At 70.9% G+C, this 15,250-nt stretch carries 13 protein-coding genes, 1 tRNA gene and 2 pseudogenes; 5 read left to right on the forward strand and 11 right to left on the reverse strand.

Annotated elements, in window-relative coordinates:
* The first annotated feature begins 101 nt into the window (after positions 1 to 101).
* Complete coding sequence (locus tag AB0D31_RS04090; protein ID WP_362716651.1) at positions 102 to 1,145, forward strand: LacI family DNA-binding transcriptional regulator; 1,044 nt, start codon at positions 102 to 104, stop codon at positions 1,143 to 1,145.
* Here AB0D31_RS04090 and AB0D31_RS04095 read toward each other — a convergent pair.
* The 7 genes and pseudogenes from AB0D31_RS04095 to AB0D31_RS04125 all read right to left on the reverse strand — a co-directional run bounded on the left by AB0D31_RS04095 (position 1,129) and on the right by AB0D31_RS04125 (position 7,795).
* The gene (locus AB0D31_RS04095; protein WP_362716654.1) at positions 1,129 to 1,839 is read right to left on the reverse strand and encodes a sulfite exporter TauE/SafE family protein; all 711 of its coding nucleotides are present in this window, start codon (positions 1,837 to 1,839) and stop codon (positions 1,129 to 1,131) included. The two genes, AB0D31_RS04090 and AB0D31_RS04095, sit on opposite strands and share 17 nt — an antisense overlap.
* Positions 1,836 to 3,407: an amidohydrolase family protein gene (locus AB0D31_RS04100; protein WP_362716657.1), complete on the reverse strand. Its 1,572-nt coding sequence runs from the start codon at positions 3,405 to 3,407 to the stop codon at positions 1,836 to 1,838. Before AB0D31_RS04100 ends, AB0D31_RS04095 begins: the two co-directional genes overlap by 4 nt.
* The gene (locus tag AB0D31_RS04105; protein ID WP_362716660.1) at positions 3,404 to 4,756 is read right to left on the reverse strand and encodes a solute carrier family 23 protein; all 1,353 of its coding nucleotides are present in this window, start codon (positions 4,754 to 4,756) and stop codon (positions 3,404 to 3,406) included. The genes AB0D31_RS04100 and AB0D31_RS04105 overlap by 4 nt, the downstream gene beginning before the upstream one ends.
* 783 nt (positions 4,757 to 5,539) lie before the next feature.
* A tRNA-Met gene (locus AB0D31_RS04110) sits at positions 5,540 to 5,613 on the reverse strand.
* A 238-nt stretch (positions 5,614 to 5,851) separates the two neighbouring features.
* Entirely contained in the window at positions 5,852 to 6,364 is a 513-nt protein-coding gene (locus AB0D31_RS04115; protein ID WP_362716711.1) for a hypothetical protein, read from the reverse strand.
* A 189-nt stretch (positions 6,365 to 6,553) separates the two neighbouring features.
* A pseudogene (locus AB0D31_RS04120) lies at positions 6,554 to 6,937 on the reverse strand (hypothetical protein); the annotation flags it as partial.
* Between the two features lie 27 nt (positions 6,938 to 6,964).
* Positions 6,965 to 7,795, reverse strand: a complete 831-nt coding sequence (locus tag AB0D31_RS04125; RefSeq protein WP_362716663.1) for an AraC family transcriptional regulator — start codon at positions 7,793 to 7,795, stop codon at positions 6,965 to 6,967.
* Positions 7,796 to 7,902: 107 nt separating this feature from the next.
* On the opposite strand from AB0D31_RS04125, the gene AB0D31_RS04130 reads away from it, so the two are divergent.
* Both AB0D31_RS04130 and AB0D31_RS04135 read left to right on the forward strand, forming a co-directional pair.
* Complete coding sequence (locus tag AB0D31_RS04130; RefSeq protein WP_362716666.1) at positions 7,903 to 8,274, forward strand: cupin domain-containing protein; 372 nt, start codon at positions 7,903 to 7,905, stop codon at positions 8,272 to 8,274.
* Positions 8,275 to 8,577: 303 nt separating this feature from the next.
* A complete protein-coding gene (locus AB0D31_RS04135) occupies positions 8,578 to 9,558 on the forward strand; it encodes an MBL fold metallo-hydrolase (protein ID WP_362716669.1) in 981 nt (326 codons plus the stop codon).
* Between the two features lie 367 nt (positions 9,559 to 9,925).
* Here the strand turns inward: AB0D31_RS04135 and AB0D31_RS04140 are convergent, their stop codons facing one another.
* The 4 genes and pseudogenes from AB0D31_RS04140 to AB0D31_RS04155 all read right to left on the reverse strand — a co-directional run bounded on the left by AB0D31_RS04140 (position 9,926) and on the right by AB0D31_RS04155 (position 11,859).
* Positions 9,926 to 10,438: a GNAT family N-acetyltransferase gene (locus AB0D31_RS04140; RefSeq protein WP_362716672.1), complete on the reverse strand. Its 513-nt coding sequence runs from the start codon at positions 10,436 to 10,438 to the stop codon at positions 9,926 to 9,928.
* Positions 10,439 to 10,506: 68 nt separating this feature from the next.
* Complete coding sequence (locus AB0D31_RS04145) at positions 10,507 to 11,070, reverse strand: inositol monophosphatase family protein (RefSeq protein ID WP_362716674.1); 564 nt, start codon at positions 11,068 to 11,070, stop codon at positions 10,507 to 10,509.
* A pseudogene (locus AB0D31_RS04150) lies at positions 11,006 to 11,155 on the reverse strand (kinase); the annotation flags it as partial. The gene AB0D31_RS04145 and the pseudogene AB0D31_RS04150, both read right to left, overlap by 65 nt.
* 173 nt (positions 11,156 to 11,328) lie before the next feature.
* Complete coding sequence (locus AB0D31_RS04155; RefSeq protein ID WP_362716676.1) at positions 11,329 to 11,859, reverse strand: DUF4232 domain-containing protein; 531 nt, start codon at positions 11,857 to 11,859, stop codon at positions 11,329 to 11,331.
* A 1,160-nt stretch (positions 11,860 to 13,019) separates the two neighbouring features.
* Between AB0D31_RS04155 and AB0D31_RS04160 the strand changes: the two genes are divergently transcribed.
* Together AB0D31_RS04160 and AB0D31_RS04165 are read left to right on the forward strand one after the other, a co-directional pair.
* Positions 13,020 to 14,012 carry a DUF4232 domain-containing protein gene (locus AB0D31_RS04160; RefSeq protein WP_362716678.1) on the forward strand — a complete coding sequence of 331 codons (993 nt, stop codon included), beginning with the start codon at positions 13,020 to 13,022 and terminating at the stop codon, positions 14,010 to 14,012.
* A 338-nt stretch (positions 14,013 to 14,350) separates the two neighbouring features.
* Positions 14,351 to 15,181, forward strand: a complete 831-nt coding sequence (locus AB0D31_RS04165) for a PRC and DUF2382 domain-containing protein (RefSeq protein WP_362716681.1) — start codon at positions 14,351 to 14,353, stop codon at positions 15,179 to 15,181.
* Positions 15,182 to 15,250: the final 69 nt, after the last annotated feature.

Below are 15,250 nucleotides of genomic sequence, written 5' to 3' on the forward strand. Positions count from 1 at the left end.
GCGCCGATAGCCGCGTCGTCCCCGCGTCTCGCCGCGGCCGGCCCGTCGGCGAAGATGGGCCGTGTCCCGATGGCCGTCCGAGCAGAGGAGTGCTTGCGCAGATGCCCGCTTCCGGTTCCCCCTCCGGTTCCAAACCTCCGACGATCGCCGATGTGGCGCGCGTGGCGGGGGTGTCGCGCACGACCGTCTCGCACGCGCTCAACGGCCTGGGGAAGGTGGATCCCAGGACCCGGGAACGGATCAAGCAGGTCGCCCTGGATCTCGGATACCGGCCCAACTTGCGGGCGCAGCGGCTGCGTACGGGCCAGGCGAAGGCCATCGCGCTGGTGTCTTCCATGCCGTTCGCCGTGGCGGGCGGGCCGTCGCGGCTCGGGTTCTACATGGAGGTGGCCGCTGCCGCCGCGGAGAGCGCGCTCGTCCATGACTACGCGCTGGTTCTCGTGCCGCCCGTGCAGTCCGACTCCGCGCTGTACTCCCTCGACATCGACGGGGCCATCGTGGTCGAGCCCGACGTCGACGACGCCGCGGTCACCCAACTGCGCGGGCGGGGGTTGCCGTACGTGGCGCTCGGCCGGCCGGTCGCGGCGGACGACGAGGCGCCGTACGTGGACCTGTGGGGCGACGAAGTGGTGACCGTGCTCCTCACCCATCTACGGGAGCAGGGCGCCAAGTGCCCGGCGCTCATTGTCGGTTCGGGCGCGCGGCATTCGTCGGTCGACGCCCGCGCCGCGTACGAACGCATCGCCGCCGAGTACCAATGGGCGCCCCTCGTCGAGGCGTGGCCCGAGACGGGCGGAGAGGAGGAGGCGTACGACCGCTGTACGGCGCTGCTCGCTGCGCATCCCGAGATCGACGCGGTCTGTGCGCTGGTGGACGCGTTCGCTGTCGGGGCGGTCCGTGCCATCCAGGACAGCGGGCGGTCCATCCCGGACGACGTCATGGTCGCCACCCGCTACGACGGGCTGCGCGCCCGCACCTGCCAGCCGGCCCTCACCGCGGTCGACCTGCATCTGGACCGGGCGGCGTCGGACGCGGTGGAACTGCTGCTCGCCGGGTTGCGCGGGGCCGCGGCCGCACCCACTCCGGCCGCAGCGCCCGCACCGACCCTGGTTCCGCGTGCTTCCTCGCTCAGGCTCCGGCGATGAGGACAGTGCCGGAGATCAGCGCGAAGACGAGCACGAACAGGCGCAGTCTGCGGGCGTCGATCCGCTGATGCACCACCCGGCTCAGCCCTGCGCCGACGGCGATCGCGGGGAGCAGCGCGGCCGCCCAGCCCAAGTCGGCGACGCGTCCCTGTCCGGTGGCGAACAGCAGGGCCAGTGACGCCACTTCACCCACCAGGAAACAGGCGGCGACGGTGGAGCGGAGTTCGGCGGGGGGCCGGTGCTGGTAGACCAGCGCGAGCGGCGGCCCGCCCACTCCGGTCGCCGTCTCCGTGAGTCCGGTGACGAGGCCGGCGCCGACGTACGCGGCCCGGCCGGGCGCGAAGGCCGGTGCGGCCAGGCTGACCAGCGCCGCGAGGACGGTGGCGCCGCCCACGAACAGCCCCACGCTGCGGTCCGGGATGAGCCACAGCAGTGCGAGACCGCCCGGCGTCGCGGCCAGCCGGGCCACGGAGATCCAGCGGGCTCCGCGCAGGTCGAGCGAGGCCCGTTCGCGCCAGGCGACGTACAGGTTGAGCGGGATCATCGAGGCGAGAACGAAGACCGGCAGGAGCGACGGATCGACGATGCCGGCCACCGGGGCCACCACCAGCGCGAAGCCCAGCCCGCTGCCGCCCTGGACGAACGCGGCGATCGCCACGGTGACGGCGAGTATCACCAGGGTCTGAGTGGTCACTGTGCTGCGCTCCGGTTCCGTGCCGTGGGGTGGTTCTGTGGGGTGGTGCTGCTCGGTGCGGGAGAGCCCTGTGCGCGAGAGCCTTGTGCGGGCAAGCCCCGTGCGGACGAGCCCTGTGCGGACGAGCCCTGCGCGGGCAAGCCGTTGACGGGCGGGCTCCATGGCGTACTGCTCTCGCTCCGCGTGGCCGTTCTCCGTGCGGCCGTGGATGTGGGGTGGGCGCGGGTGATGGGGGCGCGCGCCACGGCGGTTCGGGCCAGGGCCGTTGCGCGGCGGACCAGTGCGGGGCCGTCCCAGTCAGTGGGTTGACCGTGCCACAGTCGTAGCCGTCCGGCCACGAACACGGCGCTGATCTGGTCGCGGTTGCCGCGGCGCACCAACTCCCATGGCAGGTCCCAGGACAGCGCGAGTTCGGGGGTGGACACGTCGACCAAAAGGAAGTCGGCTGCCATTCCGACGGCGATGGTGCCGGTGCGGCCGCCGAGGCCGACCGCGTCCGCTCCCCCGGCGGTGGCGTGCTCCAGCCAGGTCCAGCCCGCGCCGCAGGACGAGTCGCCGGTGGTCAGCCCGTACGCCAGGCGTTGGGCGAACTCGGCGGCATCGGCGAGCCGGAACCCGTCACCGCGGGTGCCGTCCGTACCGATCCCGAAGCGGACCCCGCGCTCGGCCAGCACGGTCGCCGGGGCCACCGCGTTGCCCTTCCACGCGCTGGCGACGGGGTTGTAGCTGATGGCGGTTCCCGTGTCCGCGAGAAGCGACACCTCGCGGGGTGCGAGCAGGGTGGTGTGGGCAGCCAGCAGGTGGGGGCCGAGCGCGTCGACGCTGTCGAGGTGTTCGAGGGGGCGCAGACCGTGCCGCAGCAGGGAGCGTTCGATCGCCGCGAGGTGCTCGTTGACATGCATTTGGACCACCGCTCTGGCCTCGGTGGCGAGACGGCCCGTCGCGTGCAGGGTGGCGTTGGTGGCGGCTTCCGGGATGGAGATCGCGAGGGAAGGGTGGATGAGCGGGTCGTCGCTGTACGCGGCGAGATGCTTCTCGGCCCGCTCCAGGATGGCAGCGGAGTCCTTGTCCTCGCCGGCGTCGTCGCAGATCATTCCGAGAACGCAGCGGATCCCCGCGTCCCGTGCGGCGCAGGCGACGACGTCGGTGTCCACATCGGCGCGCGTCCCGGCGTCGGTGACGGTGGTGAACCCGCCGCGCAGCGACTCCAACGCGGCGAGCTTGGCGGCCACATAGGCCGATTCCTCGTCGAGCGCGCCTTCGAGCGGCACCCATACCCGGCGGAAAATCTCCGACGGCTCACCAAAGGCGAGGGCCGCGCCGAAGCTCTGGGTGAGATGGTGGTGACTGTCGACGAAGCCCGGCATGAGCAGGTGGCCCGGCAGGCGCAGGGCCTGGAGGTGCGGATATGCGCGCTCCACCTCCTCGGTCGGCCCCACCGCCGCGAACGAGCCCGCGGAGACGACCACCGCGTACAGCTCCATGACTCCTTCCGGCAGCAGGACGGCGTCGGGGATGAGAAGCAGGGGGTCGCGCGAGCGCAACCGCTCCTGGATGAGCTGGTTCATCGGGTGCCTTCGGTGCGCAGTGTGGAGCGTACGGAGAACCGGGCGGCGAGGGCCGGTCCGGCATGGTGGAAAAGGACGTTGAGGACGGCGGCGACGAACGCGCCGACCGCGACGCCGCTTTCGAGGAGGATGCGGACGGTCGAGGGAAACCCCTGGTAGACGTTGGGGACGAGGATGGGCAGCAGGCCGAGCGCGAGGGCGACGGCGCAGATGAACGTGTTGGTGTGACGGTCGAGGTCGCAGCGGGCGAGCATCTGCACGCCGAGGACCGTGATCACCGCGAAGACGACCATGGCGGTGCCGCCGACGACCGGGGCGGGCACGACGCTGATGGCACGGGTCACCGGTGCGAGGAATCCGATGGCGATGAGGACGACGCCGGCGGCGGCCGTGACGTAACGGCTGCGGACGCCGGTGACACGGACGATCCCGATGTTCTCCCCGCTCGTCACCATGAGCGGCATCCCGAACACGCCGCCGAGCGCCGAGACGAGTGCGTCACCGCGGATCGTCTTGGGCACCGACACGCGTTGGTCGATCTCCTTGCCGACCGCCTCCGCGTTGATGACGGTCTGGCCGGTGGCCTCCGCCATGGACGCCAGGCTGTAGAGCATGAGCGGCAGGGCGGCCAGTACATCGAACGTGGGCGTTCCGAACGGCATGAGGCGCGGCATGTCGATCCAGCCGCCCTGGGTGAGGTGGCCGAGGCTCACATCGCCGAGGACCAGCGCGAGCACCGTACCGGCGATGAGGCCGAGCATGACGGAGAGTTGGCGCAGTACGCCCCGGAAGAGAAGGTGGCTCACGACGGTGAATCCGATGGTCGCCATGGCGAGCCCGATGTGGCCCGGGTCGGCGAACCCCTGCTCGCCGGGCCGCCCCGTGACCAGGACCGCTCCGACCTTCACGAGATTGACGCCGACGATCACGATCATCGTGCCGATGACGAGCGGCGGGAAGTACTTCAACAGCCGGGCGAAGAGCGGGAGTACGGCGAAGGTGAACAGGGCGGTGAGGATGACCGCGCCCGCCGCGACGCGCAGGCCGTGCTCGTCGGCGATGGCCAGGAAAAGGATCAGCGGTGCGCCGCCCGGCAACATGACGAACGGCAGTCGGGGCCCGAACTTCCACAGCCCGAGAGACTGGATCAGCGATCCGACGCCGGACAGGACGAAGGCGGCGGAGAGCAGATCGACGGTCAGTCCCGCGTTGAGGCGCAGGGTGGCGCTCATCAGGAAGATGGCGGAGATGGGGGTGGCCGCCATGACCAGCACGTGTTGCAGACCGAAGAGCAGGATCCGCCCGAGCGGGCGGGACGCGTCGACGGGGTGGGGTGCCTCGTCGCGCATTCGGGGGGTGGGGGCGGAAGCGGGGGCGGGCGCGGATTCGGGTGCGAGGGCCGATCCGGGTGCGGGCGCCGATCCGGGTGCGGGCGCCGATCCGGGTGCGGGCGCCGATCCGGGTGCGGATTCGGGTGTGCGCGCGGGTACGGATTCGGAAACGGCCGGGCAGGTTACTTCGGTCGGATGGGCTGCGTCTCTGACTGGTTCGGGGGCGGCGGACGGGGAGCGGCGGGGACGTGACACGTGCGAGCTCCGTTCGGTGCGCGAGCGCGGAATTCAGCCGTGGACCGGCCCGGACGGGAGCCACACACGATCGGCCAAATCGATTTGGCCGCCAGTATGGGGAGGGGGGAGAAGCGGCGTCAAGGGTGGGGCCCCGACGAAAACGGAATGGGAGGTTCGCCGGCGGCTCCTCTCGTGGGGGCCGGCGCGGGTACGGGGCGCGGCGGCGGGTGCGGGTGCGGGGCTCGGCGGCGGGTGCGGGTACGGGGCTCGGTGGCGCGGGGTCAGGGTGCGGGTGCGGGTACGGCTCGGGGAGCACAGGCAGGAGGCGGCCAGGCTTGGCATCGTCACGTCACGCCCCGTCACGCCACGTCAGCCACATCGGCCATACGGACGTGGAGGGTGCGGGAACGTCGCTTTTGACATGAAGCAAGACCATTTTGCGCCGTAGCGCCAGGGCTCCAGGGGCCTGGCGCGGCTGCGGCTGCTCCGCCGGGCGTACGACAGCGGCGGGCAAACGCGAAGGCCCGGATCCGCAGGGATCCGGGCCTTCGTGCGCTTACGCAGTAGCGGGGACAGGATTTGAACCTGCGACCTCTGGGTTATGAGCCCAGCGAGCTACCGAGCTGCTCCACCCCGCGTCGGTAGACACCAGCGTACGCCATGTGGAGGGGCACCCGTGACCACGGTCGGCGGGGGGGGCACCGGCCGACCGTGGTCGGACAGAGGGGGGCCACCCGCAGCACAGCAACAAGCCCACCCGACCGCCCGGTCGTCGACTGCCGGACTCGTCGACCGCCGGGCTCGTCGACCGCCCGTCTGCCCGGCGTCAACCGCTCAGCCCCTGGCCCCTCACCCCGCAATCCCTCAGCCAACGCGTCATGTTCCGCGGCGGGTGAGGTGGCCGCTCATTGTGGCGGCGGAATCCAGGACGCTGTGGATGTAGCGGCTACGTATGGACGCGCCGCGCATCTGGCTCCGCGAGGCGAGCAGGGCCACCGCTCCCGCGACGGCCGACCCCTTCCAGACCGCGACCGCGATCGCATCGCGGGCTGCGAGGGGCGACGGGCCTACCGCGTAGCCGTTCTCGCGGATGCGAGCCAGTGCGCCACCGGTGCGGGGACCGTCACCCAGGGCGGCCAGGATCACGAGCCCGCAGGCATCAGCTTCCAAAGGAGCACGCCACAGCTCCTGCACCGACTCCCTTGAGGCGGCGGCGAGTTCACCGCTGTGCGCGCCCATAACGTGTTCCGCGCAGATCCGTACGGGCGGGCCCACCAGGAGCGGAACATAGATCATGGCGATCTGGCCGGTGCGCGCCTGGAGGGCGACCAGTTCGGCGCGGATGGCGGGCGACGCCTGCCGCACCGGAGTCCCCACCGGAGTCCCCACCGGACCCACCGGAGTCCCGGGCATGGGCCCCACCGGAGGCCCGGGCGTAGGCCTCGCGACGGCCGGCCCGAACTCGGGCCCTGCGCTGAGGGCGTAGCGCCCTCTGTACCCCTGAGTCTCGACCTCTTCCGCATCTATCAGAGCTCTCAAGTACCGATGTGTGGTGGCGCGGGGAAGCCCGGCGCGGGTGGCGATGTCGGCCAACGGATGCGTGCCCGGCCCCAGCACGCGTACCGCTCGCAGCACGGCGATCGTGCGGGCGACGGCGCTGACGTTCCGCTCTGGTGGTGACATGACAGCAGCAGACTGCGCCATCGCGAACTCTCCCTCATGGTCGAGGCCCTTCGCGACTCCCACACCGCGGCCGGGCCCGGGCCCATTCTCCTGAACGGCCCCTGACCGTGCCAGGCCCGCCATTTTCCGGTAGGTGAACTTCAGGAACCTCACGTTCCTGTATATCGAGTCCCCCGCTGCGAAGCCCACCTCACAGCGGCGCCCCTGCCGCAGGAGGGCTACTGCCACACCGGGGCTACTGGCCGCAGGAGGATTACAGATGCGACTGGATGTGAGCATCCGGCAATGCGAGCATCCGGCACAGGGTCAGGGAGAAGTCACGGGCGAACCGCCGCGCGTGCGCGTGTATCGCGCGGGGGTGGTGCCCACATGGTGGATGAAGTGTCGGTTCAGGTGGGCCTGGTCGTGGAATCCCACGGTTGTGGCGACCTCGGCGGGCCGTCGGTCGTCGAGGAGAAGTCGACGCGCCTGCTCGATGCGTCTGCCGGTGAGGTACGTGTGTGGCGGCAGGCCGTATGTCTGCTTGAAGCAGCGGATCAGGTGAGTGGGATGGGCATACAGGACGGCGGCTGCCTCGCGCAGGGATATGCCCACGCGGATCCGTGAGTCCAGCAGTTCCCGAAGCTCGGCGGCAAGCCGGTTGGCCTCACGCCCCGGCGCACGGGGCTGGAGCGCGTCGAGGTGGAAACGGAGTCGTTCGCGGATGAGCGAAAGGCGGGACTCCGCTTCGAACTCGTCTCCACTGTGGGCGAGAGCGGCATGCAACTGATCGATCCGACAGCGCAGCGGCCCGTCCTTGACGACCGGAGCGTCCACCGCACGACCGGCCAAACGCTGCGGGAGTACGGAGTCGTCGAGGTAGAGGTTGCGCTTGCGGAAGCCGGACGCCGTGACGGTCCGACCGTCATGAGGGACGCCCGGAGGCAGCAGAAGGACGCTTGCGCCGCCCGTCGCGGCATGGCGGCGGTGGTCGAGTGAGAAGTCGACCGAGCCGTCGTCGAGGATCATCAGGTCCCACGTGTCGTGGGTGTGGGCCGGGTAGGCGTGGTCGGTGAAGTGCGCGTGGAAGACCTCGGTGATCCCCGGGACCGACGGCCTCCAGGCGCTGATGGACGTGCGAGGCCGGTCTCCTGTCATGTCAGGAACGTACAAGACGAGCGGAGTCCGGCAGGGCAGGCTCGTGACGCCGGCCGGAGGGGCTGTGAGGTCGCTCCCGGTTGCCCGGCCCTGGGAAAGGATGCCGTATGTCCACGTCTGCTGTTCCCGTCAACCTCGCCGACAAGCTGTCGCAGTTCAGCGACTTGTGGTCGCAGAAGAAAGTGGCTGTGCTGAACGACTACGAGGTCAAGCTGGCCAAACTGAAAGGGGATTTCGTCTGGCACAGCCATGAGGACACCGATGAACTGTTCCTGGTCATCACCGGGCGGCTCACCCTCCAGCTCAGGGATGTGGATGTGGTGCTGGGCCCCGGCGAGTTGTTCGTGGTCCCCCGCGGAGTCGAGCACTGTCCCGTGGCGGACGAGGAGACCGCGATCCTGCTCTTCGAACCGGCGGGAACGCTCAACACGGGTGGTGCGGGAGGGCCGATGACCAAGGCGGCAGAGCCCCTCGGCTGACGTGAGGCGTGCAGTCGGGGCGTACGGTCCGCAGGGCACCCTCCTCCACGCCCATGCAACACCGCCCTCCGGACACCCCCGGGGACCCTTCGTCCCCGGGGGGCCCTCAGCCCCCCGACACGCTGGGCACACCGTCCAACCCGGCCATGCGGCAACCCGGCAACCCGGCAACCCGGCAACCCAACCAAAGCCAACTCAACCCAAGCCGCACACCGCTCAACTCACGTGTGGCAAAACCTCGTTGGGTCAACCGGCACCGGCGCTTGCCGACCCCGCCACCAAGCCCAGCTAGATTACGTGACCATGACCTCCACACCACGACTCATTCCCATAGCCCCCGGCGTACACGTCTGGGCACCCGACGGAGCGGACCGGTGGGGCCTTGCCAACTGCGGACTGATCACCTCCGGCCGCCACGCCGCTCTGCTCGACACCCCGTACGCCCTGGACCTGACGGACGCCTTCCTGGCCGCGGCGCGCGCCGTGGCTCCGGAGGCCCACATCGGCACGGTGTTCACCACCCACGGCAACGGCGACCACAGTTGGGGCAATCAGCGGGTCACCGGGGCACGGATCATCTCCACCCATCGCACCCTTGAGCACCAGTGTCTCGAACCGACACCGGAACAACTCCGTGCCCTCATCGAAGAGACCGACCCCGACCAGCCGCTGGGCTGGTACTTCCGCCGCCACTTCGGGTCGTTCGACTTCAGCGGCATCACGGTGACGCCCCCGACCGACACCTTTGAAGGGCGCCTCGACGTCCACGTCGGGGACATCCTGGTGGAGCTGCACCAGACCGGACCTGCGCACACCGTGGGCGACTTGATCGCGCATCTGCCCCAGCAGCGCGTCGTGTTCACCGGCGACATCGTCTTCGCGGGCGACCACCCGTGCCACTGGGCGGGCCCCCTCGCCAATGTCGTCACCGCGTGCAACGAGGTGCTGGCCCACGACCCCGAGCACATCGTGCCGGGCCACGGTCCCCTCCTCGACCAGGACGGCCTGCGAACGCACATCCAGTACCTCACGGACCTCGCCGAGCAGGCCCGCGACCTTCACGCACGGGGCTTCACGCCCACCACCGCGGCCCAACACCTCATCCGCGAGAAGCGCTACCCGGGGCTGGGGCTCGCCGAGCGCCTCGCCATCACCCTCGGGTCGGAGTTCCGCCACCTCAACAACGATCCGTCCGACCCCGAGATCCTCTCGCTGGCCGTCGAGGCCGCCACCATCGCCTGGCACAACGAGACGGCCCGCGAGGCGGCACCTTCGCCCAGCTGACCCCGCCCATCCCAGCCGGCGGAACACCCATGCGCAACCATCCCGGCCAGTGGAACGCCAACGCCCCAAACCCGCCGCCGCCTTGCCTCCTACGGCGCCATGACGCTGCAATGGCCACGTGGTGCTCACCAGACGCAAACGGGGGATGAGCGCCAGTACACCGGACAGGTCTCCCACGACACATGTCCGGTGGACGATCGGGTTCCGCGCGACAGGGGACTTGGGGCTGAACCCGATCAAGGATGCCGCCGACGGCCCCCTGTCGGCGGCATCCTTCGCGTGGTGCGGAAGCACGCAGCGCCGCTGACAGGCCGCTGACCAGGGCCCGCTGAGGACCCGTGCCACTCTCTGTGGGTCCCGCCCTTCCCTACAGCCCGCGCGTGTAACGCAGCTCCGTCAGGACCACGCCGTCGTACGGGTCGCTCTGTTCGCCGCCGTCGGCCGCGTAGCCAGCCTTCTCGTAGAAGCGGCGTGCCCGCGTGTTCCCGCTGAGCACCCACAGGGCGACGGAGTCGAAGCCCCGCGCCTTCGCATACGTGTGGGCCGCGTCCAGCAGGGCGCTGCCCACGCCCTGTCCGATCAGGTCCGGTCGCACGTAAAGCGCGTACACCTCGGCCGTTCGCGACTCGGGCGTTGCCCCTCGGCAGGGCCCGGCGCTCACCCACCCGACGGGGCCGGCACCGGCGTCGGCCACCAGGTCGGTCCCCTGCCGGCGGGGGTCGGACATCCACGCGCGGCGTCGGCGAGCGTCGTCCTCCACCGTCATGCCATCCAGATACGGCTGCGGGACGAGGCCCGCATAGGCGGCCTGCCAGCCGTGCACCCGCGCGGCGGACACGGCCTCGACGTCGGCCTCGGTCATCTCACGCACGTCCACCATCGAGGCAGCCTATAGGCGGCTCTGCGGGGGTGACACCGAAAATCTTCGGCGGTTGCGCTGCCGCGCAGCTACTCGCCCTGGCCGAGGGCCCGGTAGTCACGACGACGGGGGAAGCGGCTCACCAGCCGCAGGAACTCGTCGTGCAAGTGGCCGTTGGTGATGAGCACCGACTTGTCTCCCGTCAGTACGGTAGCTCCGCCCAGGTCGGACACCCTGCCGCCGGCCTCGGTGATGATGACCGGCATCGGAGCGACGTCCTCATAACCCAGCGAAGGTCCCGCGATGACTCCGGCGTCTGCACGGCCCGTCACCAGGTCGACGATCATGCCGGTCGAAGGCACCAGAAGGACACGCCGGTGGAGAGCGCACAGGAGTTCCTCCGGCCAGCCGGCCGGATTGTGCATCAACGTCCAGGCGCCACCCAGGGTGTTCCCCTGTGTGACCTGGCCGCGGCGCCCCGACCTCAGGTCCGGATCCTGGCCCGGCAGCACCCAGCAACCCAGTCCACGCCCCGCCACCACCATCTGCCGGCGCAGCGGCATGTTGATCACGCCGATGGCTGGGCCCCCGCAGGACAACACGGCGCAGGTTGTCCTGTCCGACGAGGGCCAAGCCCCGGCTGTACCGCACATGCAGCTCGGCGGCGATGCTGCTCTTGCCACTCGCCCTGTTGCCGCGCAGCACGACGAGCCGGGTGGGGTCGGCGGAGGCCGTCACGGACTGCGCCCTACTCACTTCACGCTCTCAACCGGCCTGCTGCGAGCGGTCGTTGTGGCTGCGGCCGACCCCCGCCAAGTCCCCGCCCGGCCCAAGCGGCACACCCACATGACCGAAGCCCTGTCAGGCGCCCGCTCGGCCCTGCCGGCACACCCACACGGCCCGGACCCCCGTCAGGCGCCCGCCTGGATCGGGCCGATGGCCGTGCCTGGGCTGACAGTCAGCGGACCGTGGGCCGACGACTCCCCCGGGATCACACCTCCCGGTGCCCTGAGGGCGAAGGCCGCTTCGTCGGCGCGGGTGCCCCTCGTGCTGTTGGGCACCTGGATGTCGAAGTGGACCGGGTGGCCCGGCCCGAACGTCACCCGCTTGTTCTGCGTGCCGTACCGGCCGGCCCTGACCTTGTCGGCTGACCCGTGGTGGTAGAACCGGACATCGGTCGGCGATCCGGCGAGTTCGCACGGCTCGTACCCGCGCGGCGCGGTCAGTGTGACGCGGTAGTGGCGGTGCCCCGCGGAGGCGGGCGCGGCAGAGATCTTCGCGATGTGGTTCGCCGGGCGGCACGCGGAGGGCGCTGTGGCGCCGGACGCCCCCACGGTCGAGGGCGACGACGCCTGAGCCACTCCCCCTCCCATCACACCTGCCAGCACGGTGGCGGTGACCGTGGCGGTGGCCGTGGCAACGATCTTCCGGACGTTACGCATCAGGCGTACTCCCCATTCTGTTCGGCGGCCGGTACAGGCGCCGCGGAATGCGTGGTCACCCTCCTACCTCCCCGCCGACCGAATGACCCAATGTCATAAAAGGGTCACAACCCCATCAAACGCATAGCTGGGCTGCCGACGCCGACACCAGGTGGCGCCTGGTGGCGCCTGGTCGCGGAACCTCCTCAAACTCCCTCGCGGACGTTGAACACCGGACCGGACGCGTGGCGATCCACGGACGTACGGGGGCGGCCGGCGGATCCGCGCTCGGCGCACCCGCTACGGCCTCCGCCCTCATGCCAAGCGGACCACGACAGTCACCTCGGGAGCCTCGCGGCCGGCGGCCCGGCGGGCTTCGCCCGGAGTCGGCCGCGTGACCAGGACGCGACCATCGCCGACCGCGAACCAGGCGCCCTCCGGGAGATCGTGGGGCACCGGGACCGCGAGCGCGGCTGTCAAGTCCGGGCGCCGCGACCACGCCGACGCCGAGGACGGTGATGCCTCCGGCGGCGTACACGCCCACGGGTGGCCCGGGCGTCCGGACCGGTGCGAAGTGGCCGGCGGCGATCGCGACGAGTGCGGCGGCGCAGGCGCTCAGGGCGACCTGGGCGAGGAGGCTCATATGCCGCTCGATGTACGGGTGTTGGCCGAGATGGCCGATTCGAAGGTGTGCTCGCGCAGGTCGTTGCCGGAGCGGCGCGGTGGGCGGAAGGTCCGCGCGGTCGTCGCGGAGCGGTGCGGTGCGGTGCGGTGCGGTGCGCGGAAGGGTCCGCGTGGTCGTCGCGGAGGACGATCGCGGCCGGCGGCAGTCCAGAGGATCGCGGGGGCCTCCAGGCGGCCGAGAAGAGCGGCGCCGGGCAGGGCCCGCACGAGAACACGAAAAGGTGCGGATGGACGGCGCCGCCAGGCTCCTCGGTGAGGGTGTGCCGGGCCGGCGGACCGGCCGGTGGGCAGCGACAGCGACAGCGACAGCGACAGCGACAGTCCAGGAACGGTGGGGAGAGCTCACCAGATGTGGTGACCACTAAAAAATGCATGTCTCTTCTGCATCGCATCACGTCGGTGGGAGCGGTCGTCATCGCCGTGCCGTGACCACCCCACAGCCGGAGGTATGGCCTCCACCACAGGTGCCGGGCGCGCCTCATGATGAAGTGGGCCCCATGCGCATACGCCCTTCCGTTGTGCCCGCTCTCGCGGCGACCGCCCTTCTCCTGACCGCCTGCGGGACGGTGCACCCCGGCGCCGGGAACACGGGCCCGGCCGCGCCGTCGTCGAGTACGGGAGTCGGCGACCCGGGCAAGGACGGCGTACGGATCACCTCACTGACCCTGCCCGGGGACTCTCCCGCGCCGACCGCCGGCCGTTCGTCCTCCGGCGACGACGACGCGGGCGGCTCTTCGGGGCTCTCCGTGGACGATCCCACCAAGGACTCGGGAGTCGCCGCCACCTTCGAGGTCACCAACAGCGGTACGCAGAGCCTGACTTACACGGTCGTGGTCTCGTTCCTGAGCAGCGACGGCGGGGCGATGGGCAGTGGGACCGCGACCGTACGCGATGTCGGGCCGGGGAGGACGGTGAGCGGCTCGGTGCGGGCCGGGTATCTGCCGCTCTCGACCCCGCGGACAACCGGGGCCAAAGTCCTCGAAGTGAGAAAGGTGCCGGCCGGCGAGGCCCCGACGGCGCCCGGGGTGTGCCCCGCCTCCGGCATCCGGGTCAGCGCCGACGACGGCGACGCGGCCATGGGGCTGCGCATCGTGGGTCTGCATCTCGACAACTGCGGCGCGCACGACTACACCGTCGACGGCTATCCGCTCCTGGAGCTCCTGGACGGCGATCTGAAGACCGTCCACGGCATCACGATCCTCCAGGGCGGTGGCGGGATCACCACCGGCACCGGCCCGGACGAGAAGCCCCGGCGTATCACGCTGAAGCCCGGCGAGTCGGCGATCTCCTCGCTGGTGTGGCGCAACACCACCGAGGCCGGCACCGCGGTGAACGTACCCTATGTGCGGGTCCGCGCGAAGGCGGGCGCCGGGCCCGTCACGGTGACCCCGAACCTCGACCTCGGAACCACCGGACAGCTCGGCGTGAAGGCGTGGGCCAGGGCGAAGCCGGCGGGCGCGGGCGCCGGGCGCCCGGGAACCCGCGGCTGAGGGGGTCAGTGGCTGCGGCGGCGGCCGTGGCGGGGACGCGCGGTGTGGCCGAAGCCGAAGGCGAGAAGGACGGCCATGATGAGCGGCGGCAGCGAAAGCATTGCGAGCGTCATGCGCTGCGCGTGCCCGGTATGCGGGGGACGAAGCTCCACTCACCCGGTCGGCCCAACGCGCGGAACGCCCCTGGACGGGCCCAGCCAAGGCGTGGAGCGGATGTCGGCCGTTTCGCGGGGCAAGTTGCGGTAGCTGCGGCACGGGGTTTGTGGCGGGGTTGGAGGCAGGGACACGGCTTCGCATCCGGATGCCGCCCTCTCCCCCGACAGTCAGGAGTGATCCGCATGAGCACTGGTGACATGTTCAACCGCCCCGAGGGGCTCAAGGGCCTTGTGGCCTACGACCCCGAAGGAGAGAAGATCGGCGGTGTCGAACAGGTCTACCTCGCCGACGACTCGGGCCGCCCGGAATGGGTGACGGTCAAGACGGGTCTGTTTGGCACCAAGGAGTCCTTCGTGCCGCTGGCGGGCGCCCGCCAGGACGGCGAGGCCCTGCACGTCGCGTACGCCAAGAGCATGGTGAAGGACGCCCCGCGCATGGACGCCGACGAACACCTCGACGTGGACGCCGAGCGCGAGCTCTACCGTCACTACGGCGTCGACGGCCACGGCACGTACACGCCGGGTCCCGGCGGGGCCGCCGGAAGCGTCGACGTGCCCGGGAACGCGACCGGCACCGATGTCCACGGCCGGTACGCCAAGGACGAGGACGCCATCGTCCGCTCCGAGGAGCGGCTGAGGGTCGGCACCGAGAACGAGCAGGTGGGCCGGGCGCGGCTGCGCAAGGTCGTCGTGACCGAGAACGTGTCGACGACCGTTCCGGTCAGCCACGAGGAGGTCCGGGTCGTGCGTGAGCCGATCCGTGAGGGCGACCGTACACGTGCCGACATCGGCGAGGCGGAGACCGAAGTGACGCTCCACGCCGAGCGGCCCGTGGTGCGCAAGGAAGCCGTTCCGGTGGAGCGGGTGCGCCTGGAGACGGAGAAGGTCACCGAGGAGCGCGAGGTGAGCGACACCGTCCGCAAGGAGCGCATCCAGTACGACGACGCGACCGGCAAGGACGAGCGCCGTCGCGGTGAGGGCCGGGGCGACAGGGGCGACAAGGGTCGCCGCTGACCCGGCTGCGGCCGAGCGGCCGGTCGTCGGTGCCGACGATCCGGCCCGCGCGGCTCAGGAACCGTCCCA

It is taken from the genome of Streptomyces sp. NPDC048361 (assembly GCF_040651795.1).
Classification (GTDB): Bacteria; Actinomycetota; Actinomycetes; order Streptomycetales; family Streptomycetaceae; genus Streptomyces.

Excerpts from the sequence above, each read along its gene's own strand:
- AB0D31_RS04145 (WP_362716674.1), bottom strand. The coding sequence starts at position 11,070 with ATGTGCGGTACAGCCGGGGCTTGGCCCTCGTCGGACAGGACAACCTGC.
- AB0D31_RS04165 (WP_362716681.1), top strand. The coding sequence starts at position 14,351 with ATGAGCACTGGTGACATGTTCAACCGCCCCGAGGGGCTCAAGGGCCTT.
- AB0D31_RS04155 (WP_362716676.1), bottom strand. The coding sequence starts at position 11,859 with ATGCGTAACGTCCGGAAGATCGTTGCCACGGCCACCGCCACGGTCACC.
- AB0D31_RS04090 (WP_362716651.1), top strand. The coding sequence starts at position 102 with ATGCCCGCTTCCGGTTCCCCCTCCGGTTCCAAACCTCCGACGATCGCC.
- AB0D31_RS04125 (WP_362716663.1), bottom strand. The coding sequence starts at position 7,795 with ATGACAGGAGACCGGCCTCGCACGTCCATCAGCGCCTGGAGGCCGTCG.
- AB0D31_RS04135 (WP_362716669.1), top strand. The coding sequence starts at position 8,578 with ATGACCTCCACACCACGACTCATTCCCATAGCCCCCGGCGTACACGTC.
- AB0D31_RS04140 (WP_362716672.1), bottom strand. The coding sequence starts at position 10,438 with ATGGTGGACGTGCGTGAGATGACCGAGGCCGACGTCGAGGCCGTGTCC.
- AB0D31_RS04130 (WP_362716666.1), top strand. The coding sequence starts at position 7,903 with ATGTCCACGTCTGCTGTTCCCGTCAACCTCGCCGACAAGCTGTCGCAG.
- AB0D31_RS04100 (WP_362716657.1), bottom strand. The coding sequence starts at position 3,407 with ATGAACCAGCTCATCCAGGAGCGGTTGCGCTCGCGCGACCCCCTGCTT.
- AB0D31_RS04160 (WP_362716678.1), top strand. The coding sequence starts at position 13,020 with ATGCGCATACGCCCTTCCGTTGTGCCCGCTCTCGCGGCGACCGCCCTT.
- AB0D31_RS04105 (WP_362716660.1), bottom strand. The coding sequence starts at position 4,756 with ATGCGCGACGAGGCACCCCACCCCGTCGACGCGTCCCGCCCGCTCGGG.